Genomic DNA, 13,001 nt, shown 5'->3' on the forward strand with positions numbered 1-13,001 from the left:
ACCATGTCCATCACAGTGAACAAACAGCAGTCTGGACGCGCGTCCACCGCGAAGACCATCGTCGGAACAGGCATCGGCAACGCCGTTGAATGGTACGACTGGGCCATCTACGCCACCTTCACGCCGTTCATCGCCAGCCAGCTCTTCAGCAAGGCAGATCCGGCGTCGGCCGTCCTGTCCACCTTGGCGATCTTCGCCGTCGGCTTCGTGGCGCGGCCCTTCGGCGGCTTCCTCTTTGGCTGGATCGGCGACCGGGTGGGCCGCAAGACGTCGATGACGCTCGCCGTCGGCCTGGCATCGCTGGGCAGCCTGATGATCGGCATCGCCCCCACATTCGCAAGTGTCGGCGCATGGGCCTCGCTCATGCTGCTGGTGGCGCGGCTCATCCAGGGCCTGGCGCACGGCGGTGAGCTGCCGTCGTCGCAGACGTACCTTTCGGAGATGGCACCCAAGGAACACCGCGGGTTCTGGGCAACACTGATCTACACCTCCGGGACTGTGGGGATCCTGTTCGGCACCCTGCTCGGCGCTGTCCTGAACATGACACTGACCATCGAAGCCATGAATGCCTGGGGCTGGCGCATCCCGTTCCTGCTGGGCGCCGTGATGGGCCTGTACGCGCTGATCATGAGGTCACGGCTTCATGAGACCGAGGCCTTTGAGGGTGAATCCACGTCACAGAAGAGGGCACCTATCTGGCCGCAGATTGTCCGCCACCGCAAGCAGGCGCTGCAGGTCATCGGCCTGACGGTTGGCCTCACAGTGATCTACTACATCTGGGGTGTTGTGGCGCCGAGCTATGCGACGACGGCGCTGAAGATCGACCGCGGCGAAGCCCTGTGGGCCGGCGTGATTGCCAACATCGTGTTCATCGCCGCGCTGCCCGTGTGGGGCAAGCTGTCCGACCGGATCGGGCGTAAAAAGGTGCTGTGGTCCGGCGCGATCGGCTCTGCTTTATTCCACTTCCCGATGACCTGGCTACTGAAGGACTCGGCCTGGCAGCTGGCGGTGGGCATGTCCGTGATGCTGATCTTCATCGCCGCGAGTGCCGCCATCGTTCCCGCCGTCTACGCCGAACTGTTCCCGACGTCCATCCGCACCGTGGGTGTTGGCGTCCCGTACTCCATCTGCGTGGCCGTGTTCGGCGGCACCGCCCCCTACCTGCAGCAGTGGCTGGGAACCACCCTTGGCGTGCCGCAGGTGTTCAACGTCTACGCTGTGGTGCTGCTGGTCATCAGCGCAGCCTTCGTCTTCACCATCCCGGAGACGAAGGGCAAGGACCTGACGCACTAGGATTTCCGGCAGCCATTTTAGAGGAGCCTCGGCGCATTGCGCCGAGGCTCCTTTTGGCTATACCGCAAGGACAGGGCTGCTATCGATGGCCTGCGCGCATACCGTAAACGTCCGCCCTTGACTCCCTACCCCACCTTTCCCTACACTTTTCATAAAGCAGAATCTAAATTCCACAAAGCGGAAACGGTAGAAGTGCCGGGAAGCGCGGGAAGATAGATCAAAGCCCTCCTCGGAAGGACCTACGATGACGTACACAGTGAACTGCTCCATCCTCCTCACGGAGCTGCCCCTGCTCGAGCGCCCTGCAGCCGCAAAGGCAGCCGGTTTTGACGCTGTTGAGTTCTGGTGGCCCTTCGATAGCTCCGTCCCCTCCGACTCCCAGGTCACCGAATTCGAGAACGCCATCAAGGACGCCGGCGTTCAGCTCACCGGCCTGAACTTCAACGCCGGCAACATGCCCGGAGGTGACCGCGGCCTCGTCTCCTGGAAGGGACGCTGCTCCGAGTTCAAGGACAACATCGATGTGGTGGCCGGCATCGGCGAGCGCCTGGGCTGCAAGGCCTTCAACGCCCTCTACGGCAACCGGCAGGACGAATTCACCCCCGAAGAGCAGGATGAGCTGGCTGCCAGGAACCTGGCAGCAGCAGCCGAAGGCGTCGCCCGCATCGGCGGCACCGTCCTCCTCGAACCCGTCAGCGGCGCACCCAAGTATCCGCTCCTCACCGCCGCAGACGCACTCAAGGTCATTGCCCGCGTCAAGGCCGAGTCCGGCGCCACCAACATCAAGCTTCTCGCCGACTTCTACCACCTCGCAGTCAACGGCGACGACGTCGAATCCGTCATCGAAAACCACGCCAGGGACTTCGGCCACATCCAGATTGCCGACAACCCAGGGCGAGGCGCACCCGGCACCGGCACCCTCCCGCTTGGCGAATGGATCGCCCGCAGCCGCGAACTCGGCTACGAGGGCTACATCGGCCTTGAATACAAGGAACCGCAGGAAACCGCCTTCAGCTGGGCCATCCGCCAGCGCGTTTCCCAGTAACGGTCCCCACCCGCTCCCCCACAGACTTTCAGAAAGAGAACCATCATGAGCAACGTTGCAGTTATCGGACTCGGAATCATGGGCCTGCCCATGGCCATCAACCTGGTCAAGGCCGGCCACACCGTCACCGGCTTCAACCGCAGCCAGGACAAGATCGACAAGCTCGTCTCCGAAGGCGGCAAGGGCGCCACCAGCATCACTGACGCCGTCAAGGACGCCGACGTCGTCATCACCATGGTCCCGGACTCCCCCGACGTCGAGGGCGTCGTCAGCGGCAAGGACGGCGTCTTCGCCAACGCTAAGCAGGGCACCCTCTGGATCGACGCGTCCAGCATCCGCCCCGATGTCGCCAAACGCCTCGCCGACGACGCCCGCGACGCCGGCATCCGCCCCCTCGACGCACCGGTAAGCGGCGGCGAACAGGGCGCCATCGACGCCGCACTCTCCATCATGGTCGGCGGCGAGAAGGAAGACTTCGACGCAGCACAGGATGTCCTGAACGCCGTCGGCAAGACCATCGTCCACGTGGGCCCCTCCGGCTCCGGCCAGACCGTCAAGGCAGCCAACCAGCTGATCGTTGCCGTCAACATCGAAGTCCTGGGTGAAGCCATCGCCTTCCTGGAGGCCTATGGCGTGGACACCGACGCCGCCCTCAAGGTCCTTGGCGGCGGCCTGGCCGGCTCCAAGGTCCTGGACCAGAAGGGCCAGAAGATGCTGGACCGCAACTTCGAGCCCGGCTTCCGCCTCGCCCTGCACCACAAGGACCTGGGCATCGTTACCTCCGCCGCCCGCGAAGCCAACGTCGCCGTCCCCCTCGGTGCCGTCGTCGCACAGCTCGTCGCCGCCACCGTCAACCAGGGCGACGGCGCACTGGACCACTCCGGACTCTTCAAGCAGGTCCTCCAGCTCAGCGGCCGGAAGTAACCCCGGCCGACAGTAAGGCGACCGCCCCGAAACGGGGCACTTCGACACGGACACGCCGGCCGCCGTCGTACATCACGACGGCGGCTCCCCCAAAGCGCCCCGCGACAGTTCGCAGGGCTGCTTCAGCACACCCAAAACAGGCTTTCCCACCAGACTTAAGTAGGAGCACACCATGAGCAAGATGCGTACCGTTGATGCAGCGGTTGCCATCCTGGAAAAGGAAGGCGCCATCGAGGCGTTCGGCCTGCCAGGCGCGGCAATCAACCCTTTCTACTCCGCCATGCGCGCCCACGGCGGCATCCGCCACACCCTGGCCCGCCACGTTGAAGGCGCCAGCCACATGGCCGACGGCTACAGCCGGGCCAAGGACGGCAACATTGGCATCTGCATCGGCACCTCCGGCCCCGCCGGCACCGACATGATCACCGGCCTGTACGCCGCCTGGGCCGACTCCATCCCCATGCTCTGCATCACCGGCCAGGCCCCCGTGGCCAAGCTGCACAAGGAAGACTTCCAGGCCGTGGACATCGAGTCCATCGCCAAGCCCGTCACCAAGATGGCCATGACCGTCCTGGAGCCCGGCCAGGTTCCCGGCGCCTTCCAGAAGGCCTTCCAGCTGATGCGCTCCGGCCGCCCCGGCCCCGTCCTGCTGGACCTGCCCATCGACGTGCAGCAGGCCGAGATCGAATTCGACATCGACACCTACGAGCCCCTGCCCGTCGAGAAGCCCAAGGCCTCCCGCAAGCAGCTGGAAAAGGCCCTGGACATGCTCACCGCTGCGCAGCACCCGCTGATCGTGGCCGGCGGCGGCATCATCAACGCCGGCGCCTCCGCGCAACTGGTGGAACTGGCCGAAATCCTCAACGTTCCGGTCATCCCCACGCTGATGGGCTGGGGCACCATCCCGGACGACCACCAGCTGATGGCCGGCATGGTGGGCCTGCAGACCTCGCACCGCTACGGCAACGAGAACTACCTGCAGAGCGACTTCGTGATCGGCATCGGCAACCGCTGGGCCAACCGCCACACCGGCGGCCTGGAGACCTACACGGCAGGCCGGAAGTTCGTGCACATCGACATTGAGCCCACCCAGATCGGCCGCGTGTTCTCACCGGACCTGGGCATCGCGTCCGACGCCGGCGCGGCGCTGGCCGGGCTGGTTGAGCTCGCCAAAGAGCGCAAGGCTGCAGGGTCCCTGCCGGACTACACGGCGTGGGTTGCCGAATGCCAGGACCGCAAGGCCTCCCTGCACCGGAAGACCCACTTCGAGAACATCCCCATCAAGCCGCAGCGCGTGTACGAGGAGATGAACAAGTCCTTCGGCCGCGACACCATCTACGTGTCCACCATCGGCCTGTCCCAGATCGCCGGCGCCCAGATGCTGCACGTGTTCGGCCCGCGCAAGTGGATCAACGCCGGCCAGGCAGGCCCCCTGGGCTGGACCGCGCCCGCTGCCCTCGGCGTCGTGCGCGGCAAGCCGGATGAGACCGTTGTAGCCCTGTCCGGCGACTACGACTTCCAGTTCATGATCGAGGAACTCGCTGTGGGCGCGCAGTTCAACCTCCCCTACATCCACGTGGTGGTGAACAACTCCTACCTGGGCCTGATCCGCCAGTCCCAGCGCGGCTTCAACATGGAGCAGAACGTGTCCCTGGCGTTCGACAACATCAACTCCCCGGAGACCAACGGTTACGGCGTGGACCACCTCAAGGTGGCCGAGGGCCTGGGCTGCAAGGCCGTGCGCGTGGAGGACCCCAACGACCTCGCCGCCGCCTTCGACAAGGCCAAGGCACTGATGGGCGAGTTCCAGGTTCCCGTGGTGGTTGAAGTGATCCTGGAAAAGATCACCAACATCTCCATGGGCGTGGAAATCAACGCCGTGAACGAGTTCGAGGAACTGGCTGAAACCGCGGCGGACGCCCCCACCTCCATCCTGGCGCTGCAGGCCTAACCATGCGCATCGTCATCGCTCCGGACAAGTTCAAGGGATCGCTCTCCGCCCCGGACGTCTGCCTGCACCTGGAAAAGGGGCTGCAGCGCGGCGCCGGCGGCAACCTTGACATCATCCGGATTCCGGTAGCCGACGGTGGCGAGGGCACCCTCGACGCCGCCGTCGGCTCCGGCTTCACCCGCCGCACCGCAACGGTAAGCGGCCCTACGGGGCAGCCCGTGGCGGCGGACTTCGCCGTCCGCGGCCACGAGGCCGTCATCGAGATGGCCACAGCCTCCGGGCTGGCGCTGGTCCCGCAGGTCCTGCGGGGCGGTAAACCGGACTCCACCTCGGCTGCCACGGCCACCAGCCTGGGCACCGGGCAGCTGATTCGTGCCGCCCTGGACGCCGGGTGCCGCCGGATCATGCTGGGGGTGGGCGGCAGCGCCAGTACCGACGGCGGCGCGGGGCTCCTGCAGGGCCTCGGCGCGAGGTTCCTGGATGCAAGGAACAACGAACTCCCCCTCGGCGGTGCCGCGCTTGCCAACCTGCACAGCATCGACTTCACCCACTTTGAACCCCGCCTGGTGGACACACGCTTTGTGTTGGCGTCCGACGTCGACAATCCCCTGCTGGGCGCCCAGGGCGCCGCGGCGATTTTCGGCCCGCAGAAGGGCGCAACACAACAGGACGTCGGCATGCTCGACGCCGCCCTGGCCAGGTTTGTCGAAGTCCTGGCCAGGGAAATCGGATTCCGCGCCATCAAGGCAGCGGAGGCTCCCGGAGCCGGGGCGGCCGGCGGTGTTGGCTTCACCGCCATCGCCGCCCTGGCCGCCAGCCGCCGCCCTGGAATCGACGTCGTCCTCGAATTCACGGGGCTCACCGAACGCCTGGCCGGCGCTGACCTGGTGATCACCGGGGAAGGCAGCCTCGATGAACAGAGCCTGCTCGGCAAGACACCCATGGGCGTGGCCAGGGCAGCCGCAGCGCAGGGCGTTCCCGTGGTCGCCGTTTGCGGCCGGACCACCCTGGCCGACGGCCAGGGAGCGGCCGCCGGATTCAAGGAGATTTTCGCTTTGACGGAACTCGAAAGCAATGTAGACAGGTGCATAGCAGAGGCTGGACAGCTTCTGGAGCAGCTGGGCACCCAGATCAGCGGGAGGTTGGCGGCCGAGAGGCCCGCCCGCACCCCAAGTACCAAGGAGGACCTCCATGTCTGAAGACCGTTACGACCTGGTCATCCGGGGCCAGCGCGTTCTGACCACCGCCGGGATCGCCCCGCGTGAGGTAGGCGTCCGCGGCGGAAAGATCGTTGCCCTCGAACCGCTGGGCAACGGCCTGGCCGGCACCGAGATCATTGAACTCGCCGACGACGAGACGCTGCTCCCCGGCCTGGTGGACACCCACGTCCACGTCAACGAGCCCGGCCGCACCGAGTGGGAGGGCTTTGCCTCCGCCACCCGTGCCGCCGCAGCCGGCGGCGTGACCACCATCATCGACATGCCGCTGAACTCCGTCCCGCCCACCACCACCGTGGCAAACCTCAAGCTCAAGCGCGAGGTGGCCGAGGACCAGGCGTTCATCGACGTCGGGTTCTGGGGCGGCGCCATCCCCGGCAACAAGGCCCACCTCCGGCCCCTGCACGATGAGGGCGTGTTCGGTTTCAAGTGCTTCCTCCTGCACTCGGGCGTGGACGAGTTCCCGCACCTGGACGCGGACGAGATGGAGGAGGATATGGCCGAGCTGAAGTCCTTCGACTCCCTCATGATCGTCCACGCCGAAGACTCGCACGCCATCGACCGCGCACCACACCCCGGCGGCGACCACTACGAAACCTTTCTGGCCTCCCGGCCCCGCGGCGCGGAGAACAAGGCCATCGCCGAGGTCATCGAACGGGCCCGCTGGACCGGTGCGCGTGCGCACATCCTGCACCTGTCCTCGTCGGACGCCCTGCCCATGATCGCCTCCGCCAAGCGCGACGGCGTCAAGCTCACCGTGGAGACGTGCCCGCACTACCTCACGCTGATGGCCGAGGAGATCCCGGACGGCGCCACCGCCTACAAGTGTTGCCCGCCCATCCGCGAGGCCTCCAACCGGGAGCTGCTGTGGCAGGGTCTGCAGGACGGCACCATCGACTGCATCGTCTCGGACCACTCCCCCTCCACCCTGGACCTGAAGGACCTGGAAAACGGGGACTTCGCGGTGGCCTGGGGAGGCGTCTCGTCACTGCAGCTGGGACTGTCCCTGATCTGGAGCGAAGCGCGGCACCGCGGCATCCCCCTGGAGCAGGTTGTCAGCTGGATGGCGGAGAAGCCCGCGGGCCTCGCCCGGCTCACCAACAAGGGCCAACTGGCGCTGGGTTACGACGCCGACTTCGCCGTCTTCGCCCCCGATGAAGCCTTCGTGGTGGACGTCTCCAAGCTCAAGCACAAAAACCCCATCACCCCGTACGACGGCAGAACCCTCTCCGGAGTGGTCCGCAAGACCTTCCTGCGTGGCACCGTGGTGGACGGCCAGACCCCCACGGGCAAGCTGATCCGCCGCGGCGGAGTGTAAGGACGCGCCATGGCAGTGGAAGTCCACCATCCGCGGACGGTGGCCCGGCCGCGGCTTGCCGTCGCGGGTGCGGCCACATCGCCGGCGGCAGCCCGCGGGCTGGCTGTCTGGGTGGTCCCGGCGGAAGGCACCAGCCCCGAACTGCTGGCCCGTGCCGCCCAGCTGGTCCTTGCCAGGGCCCTTCAGACTGCTCCGGAGGCGGAAGTCCATTGGCCCGCCGCCGGAGCTGCCACGTCCGCCGTGGGAGGAGCCGCAGACCACTCCTCCCGCACTCCTTCCGCGGCGGAGGCACCTTCCGCCGGCGAACCTGCCCGGACCCACACGGAGGACGACGGCGGCAGCCGGCTGCCGCCGTCGGCCGGCCCCGTCAGCCGCATGGCGGTGGACCTCGCCGCCGATACCGTCCTGCTGGACGGCAAGGCCGTGCCGCTCACCGGCGTCGAATTCAAGGTGCTCCGCTACCTGGTCACCCACCTGTCCCGCACAGTGGGCCGGGAGGAGCTGCAGGAATTCCTGGACTCGTTCGAAACGCCCGGCGCCTCGGCCAGATCCATCGATGTTTACGTCGGCCGGATCCGCCGGAAGCTCGGCAACGCACGCCATGCCGTTGCCACTGTGCGGGGCGGCGGATACCAGTTCGTACCGGGAAAATGCGCCACCGTTCGCGGCCCGGCGGAATACTGCATATGACGCCGGAGTTGTATCACTGAGCGGGAAGCCGCTTCACTTGATGTCTTGCCAGTAAATGACAAAGTCTTCCAAAGGAACGCCATGAGCCACACCCTGACCACCAAGCTTCAGCCCGGAACCCAGGCGCCTGATTTCACCCTCAAGGACGCCCAGGGCCGCGAGACTGCCTTGGCCGACTACCGTGGCAAGAGCGTCATCGTGTACTTCTACCCGAAGGCCGCCACCCCCGGCTGCACCACCGAGGCCTGCGACTTCCGCGACAGCCTGGCCTCCCTGCAGGGCAAGGGGTACCAGGTTATTGGCATCTCCCCCGACGCACCTGAGGCCCTGGCCGGCTTCACCGGCGACTTTTCCCTGACCTTCCCGCTGCTCTCCGACGAGGACCACTCAGTTGCCCTGGCCTACGGCGCCTGGGGCGAAAAGCTGGTCAACGGCGAAATCGTCGAGGGAATCGTTCGCTCCACCGTTGTGGTGGACCCCGAAGGCAACGTCACCCTCGCGCAGTACCAGGTGCAGGCCGACGGCCACGTTGCAGCCCTGAAGGACGCCCTGGGGATCTGACCCTCTCCAGGCCGGACAATGGCCCTGTTGCCCTCTGGAGACGGTTGCCGCTCCCACAGGCCGGTGACAGGATGGCGGGCATGGTGATCGAGGTCCGGCCCGCAACCGAGTTCGAGGACGTCAGGGCAATCGTGGGGCCCAAGCGGGCTGACGCCAACGTCTGCTGGTGCCTGAGTTACCGCATCCCTTCCAAACAGAACCTGGCGCTGCACGGTACCGAGCGCGGTGAGCTGGTGAAGCAGCTGGTGGCGCAGGATCCCCCGCCCGGAGTGTTGGCGTACGACGGCGGCGAGCCAGTGGGGTGGGCAGCGGTCCACCCCCGCGGGGACACAAGTTTTGCCACCAACCGCCGAATTCCGCACGTGGACGACCTGGACGTATGGTCCGTGTGGTGCATCCGGGTCCGGCCAGGGCACCGCGGCAAGGGGATTTCACATTCCCTGTTGACGGGCGCCGTGGAGCTGGCCCGCTCGTACGGGGCACCCGCCGTCGAGGGCTACCCGGTGGACAACGGCGGGAAGAAAGTGGACCTCACCATGGCCTACGTGGGCACCCGCAAACTTTTCGAGGACGCAGGCTTCACCAAGGCCGCGGACACGGGCTCGGTACTCAACGGCTTCCCGCGTGTGCTGATGCGGCTGGCGCTGGCGTAAGGGGCCGGCCGGGCCTGCCACATCAGCAGCAGGCCCGGACGGCGTCCCGGTCAGCGCAGGTCGAAGCGGTCCAGCTCCATGACCTTCACCCAGGCCGCCACGAAGTCGTTAACGAACTTCTCCTTGCCGTCCTCGCTCGCGTAGACCTCGGACAGGGCGCGGAGCTGGGAGTTGGAACCGAAGACCAGGTCCACCGGTGTTGCGGTCCACTTCAGCTCGCCGGTGGCAACGTCGCTGATTTCGTAGACGTTCTCTTCCCCCTCCGAAACCTTCCACTTGGTGCCTGGCGAGAGCAGGTTGACGAAGAAGTCGTTCGTCAGGACCTGGGGCCTGTCGGTGAGGACGCCGTGCGTGGAACCGCCCACGTTGGTGCCGAGGGCGCGCATGCCGCCGACGAGCGCTGTCATCTCCGGCGCGGAGAGGTCCAGCAGGTACGCCTTGTCCAGCAGGAGAGTCTCCGGCTGCAGCTTCTCGCCAGGGCGAACGTAGTTCCGGAACCCGTCCGCCCGCGGCTTCAGGTACTGGAACTGCTCTACGTCGGTCTGGTCCTGGGCGGCGTCGGTGCGGCCGGGCCGGAACGGCACGGTGACGGCGAAGCCCGCATCCCGGGCTGCCTTCTCCACTGCCGCGCAACCGCCGAGGACGATCAGGTCCGCCAACGAGACCTTCTTGCCCCCGCTCTGGGCGTCGTTGAACTGCTGCTGCACCGTCTCAAGCGCCTGCAACGCCGTCGAAAGCTGCTCGGGCTCGTTGACCTCCCAGCCGCGCTGCGGCTCCAGCCGGAGCCGCGCACCGTTGGCGCCGCCGCGCCTGTCGGTCTTGCGGAAGGTGGACGCCGCTGCCCATGCCGTACCGGCGAGCTGTGAGACGGACAGGCCAGAGTCAAGGAGCCGGGCCTTCAGCGAGGCGATGTCCTCCTCACCGATCAGGTCGTGGTCCACCGCGGGAACAGGGTCCTGCCAGAGCTGCGCTTCCGGGACCCACGGCCCGAGCATGTGCGGGCCCACAGGTCCCATGTCGCGGTGCAGGAGCTTGTACCAGGCCTTGGCGAACGCCAGCTGGAATTCATCCGGGTTCTTCAGGAAGCGCCGCCCTATTTCCTCATAGGTCGGGTCGAAGCGCAGCGACAGGTCCGTCGTCAGCATGGTGGGCCGGTGCTTTTTCGCCGGGTCGTGGGCGTCCGGGATGATCTCCGGGGCATCCTTGGCGACCCACTGGTGGGCGCCGGCGGGGCTCTTGACCAGCTCCCACTCGTACTCGAACAGGATCTCCAGGAAGCGGTTGCTCCACTGGGTGGGCCGGTCCGTCCAGGTGACTTCCAGGCCGGAGGTGATGGTGTCCGCCCCCTTGCCGCTGCCGTAGGTGCTGAGCCAGCCCAGCCCCTGCGCCTCGAGGTCAGCAGCCTCCGGTTCGGGACCTACGTGCGCGTCGGCGTCGCCGGCGCCGTGGGTCTTGCCGAACGTGTGGCCGCCGGCGATCAGAGCGAAGGTCTCTTCGTCGTTCATTGCCATGCGCTTGAAAGTTTCGCGGATGAACGCAGCGGCGAGTTTGGGATCCGGGTTGCCCATGGGCCCCTCGGGGTTGACGTAGATCAGGCCCATCTCCGTGGCGCCAACGTCCTCCGCCATCTGGCCTTCGCCAACGTAGCGTTCATCGCCCAGCCAGGTGTCCTCGGGTCCCCAGAAAATCTCCTCGGGCTCCCACACGTCCTCACGGCCGAAGGCGAAGCCAAAGGTCTTGAAGCCCATCGACTCGAGGGCCACGTTGCCTGCGAGGACGAGAAGGTCTGCCCAGGAGAGTTTCTGGCCGTATTTCTGCTTGACCGGCCACAGCAGCCGCCGGGCTTTGTCCAGGTTGGCGTTGTCCGGCCAGCTGTTCAGCGGCGCGAACCGCTGGCTGCCGTCGCCTGCACCGCCACGGCCGTCGTGGACGCGGTAGGTGCCGGCGGCGTGCCAGCTCAACCGGATCATCAGGCCGCCGTAGTGGCCGAAGTCCGCGGGCCACCAGTCCTGGGAGGTGGTGAGGACCTCGGTAATGTCCTGCTTGAGCGCTTCGACGTCGAGCTTCTGGAATTCCTCGCGGTAGCTGAAGCCAGGGCCGAGCGGGTTGCCCTTGGGGTGGTTGGCGTGAAGCACCGAGAGGTCCAGCTGGTTGGGCCACCAATCCGCGACGGTCCGCGGCCGGTGCCCCTTTGGCTGCGGCGAATCGATCGCCGGGTTTTCACTCTCGCTGCCGTGCGAGGTCACGCTGTCATGCGCAACCGGGCACCCGCCCTCAACCTTGCTGTCCAGGCCCTGGGCACTTCCGGGTGTGGGGACTGGAGGGTGTTCCTGAGGATCGGTCATTTGCTTCCTTCCATATGGCCGAGGCCGTGGTCGGACTCGGGCAGCCGGTTCAACCCTCCTATTTGATCATGAGAGGACGCCTTGGGGAGAGCCCCCAAGCCCGGCCACGTCCGATTGACTGGAGCACGGGAAACACCTGGGCGCGGTGCTTGGACGTTGTCCGCGGGCCCGGAAGGAATCATTGTGGGCCGGCGGATTGGCTGAGGCCCTATGGCCGCAGGAAACGGGCTATGGCTTCTTCCACCATTTGCGGGGCCAGTCTTCGTCGATGGCCCATAACGCCAATAGCAGGGCGTCCACCGTCATGAGTCCAGCGATGAGGTACGCCCAACCTGTCCACCAACCCATAGCAATCTCCTGACCCGGTAACCCCCAGCCACTCGATTGCTCATAAGTGTGACACCTAAACCGTCACTACGGAACGCCCTCCGTCAGAAGTCCTGAAAAGTGCCTCGAGCCTGTTGTGCGCCTCGGTCTCGAGCTTCAGGCGGCGGGTCAGCCTCTCCACCTGCTGGGACATTTCGGCGCCCACTGGAAGCCGGTCCCCAGGCCAGCTCCATACCTCCCTCGATTCGGCCAAAGCCTGCGCCAAAGCCTGGGCCGCAGCACGCACCTCCCGTGAATGGACGTAAAGACGAAGCAGCCCCCGGGCTTTGCCCGCGCCCGTGGTGGCCAGTTTGCGAATGGTGGCATCCAATCCGGCACCCTGCCGGGCGGCCGGTACAACCACGGCGGCTCCAGCAACGGCCGGTGCGGCCCCGGCCACTCCAGCAACGACTGGTCCAGCAAAGGCCGATATATCAATGGCCAGCGCGGCAACCATCGCCTTCACAGCGGCAGGCTTCGAACAAGCAGCCCCGCGGGCCGTCTTGTGGTTCTTGAACCTGATGTGTCCCATGGGCTGCCCCGCCTCTCGCAAGCCGTCCAGCTTCCGCCCGGTTCGTCGTTGAACCCGGTGCCAAGAAAGCTGTTTCCTTCGAGTGTCCCGGCACATCCTCAAGGTC

General features: G+C 66.4%; 11 protein-coding genes. 9 read left to right on the forward strand and 2 right to left on the reverse strand.

What is annotated here, in order from left to right; translation table 11 throughout:
- Positions 1–3 precede the first annotated feature (3 nt).
- The 9 genes from NXY83_RS18675 (at position 4) to NXY83_RS18715 (ending at position 9,652) form a co-directional block, all read left to right on the forward strand.
- Positions 4–1,293: an MFS transporter gene (locus NXY83_RS18675; RefSeq protein WP_258803697.1), complete on the forward strand. Its 1,290-nt coding sequence runs from the start codon at positions 4–6 to the stop codon at positions 1,291–1,293.
- Positions 1,294–1,537: 244 nt separating this feature from the next.
- Positions 1,538–2,338, forward strand: coding sequence for a hydroxypyruvate isomerase family protein (locus NXY83_RS18680; RefSeq protein ID WP_258803698.1), 801 nt, complete (start codon positions 1,538–1,540; stop codon positions 2,336–2,338).
- 45 nt (positions 2,339–2,383) lie between these two features.
- Positions 2,384–3,262 (forward strand): 2-hydroxy-3-oxopropionate reductase, encoded by an 879-nt coding sequence (locus tag NXY83_RS18685; RefSeq protein WP_258803699.1) that lies wholly within the window; start codon positions 2,384–2,386, stop codon positions 3,260–3,262.
- 172 nt (positions 3,263–3,434) lie between these two features.
- Entirely contained in the window at positions 3,435–5,213 is a 1,779-nt protein-coding gene (gene gcl, locus NXY83_RS18690) for a glyoxylate carboligase (protein WP_258803700.1), read from the forward strand.
- 2 nt (positions 5,214–5,215) lie between these two features.
- A complete protein-coding gene (locus tag NXY83_RS18695; RefSeq protein ID WP_258803701.1) occupies positions 5,216–6,412 on the forward strand; it encodes a glycerate kinase in 1,197 nt (398 codons plus the stop codon).
- Positions 6,405–7,748 carry an allantoinase AllB gene (allB, locus tag NXY83_RS18700; protein WP_258803702.1) on the forward strand — a complete coding sequence of 448 codons (1,344 nt, stop codon included), beginning with the start codon at positions 6,405–6,407 and terminating at the stop codon, positions 7,746–7,748. The genes NXY83_RS18695 and allB overlap by 8 nt, the downstream gene beginning before the upstream one ends.
- A 9-nt stretch (positions 7,749–7,757) precedes the next feature.
- Positions 7,758–8,438 carry a winged helix-turn-helix domain-containing protein gene (locus NXY83_RS18705; protein WP_258803703.1) on the forward strand — a complete coding sequence of 227 codons (681 nt, stop codon included), beginning with the start codon at positions 7,758–7,760 and terminating at the stop codon, positions 8,436–8,438.
- 81 nt (positions 8,439–8,519) lie between these two features.
- Positions 8,520–8,999, forward strand: coding sequence for a thioredoxin-dependent thiol peroxidase (bcp, locus tag NXY83_RS18710; RefSeq protein WP_258803704.1), 480 nt, complete (start codon positions 8,520–8,522; stop codon positions 8,997–8,999).
- Positions 9,000–9,079: 80 nt separating this feature from the next.
- Complete coding sequence (locus tag NXY83_RS18715; RefSeq protein ID WP_258803705.1) at positions 9,080–9,652, forward strand: GNAT family N-acetyltransferase; 573 nt, start codon at positions 9,080–9,082, stop codon at positions 9,650–9,652.
- Between the two features lie 50 nt (positions 9,653–9,702).
- Here the strand turns inward: NXY83_RS18715 and katG are convergent, their stop codons facing one another.
- Positions 9,703–11,997, reverse strand: coding sequence for a catalase/peroxidase HPI (katG, locus tag NXY83_RS18720; RefSeq protein ID WP_258803706.1), 2,295 nt, complete (start codon positions 11,995–11,997; stop codon positions 9,703–9,705).
- Between the two features lie 403 nt (positions 11,998–12,400).
- Positions 12,401–12,829 (reverse strand): hypothetical protein, encoded by a 429-nt coding sequence (locus NXY83_RS18725; protein ID WP_258803707.1) that lies wholly within the window; start codon positions 12,827–12,829, stop codon positions 12,401–12,403.
- Positions 12,830–13,001 lie beyond the last annotated feature (172 nt).

This window comes from Pseudarthrobacter sp. NS4, assembly GCF_024758005.1.
GTDB lineage: Bacteria > Actinomycetota > Actinomycetes > Actinomycetales > Micrococcaceae > Arthrobacter.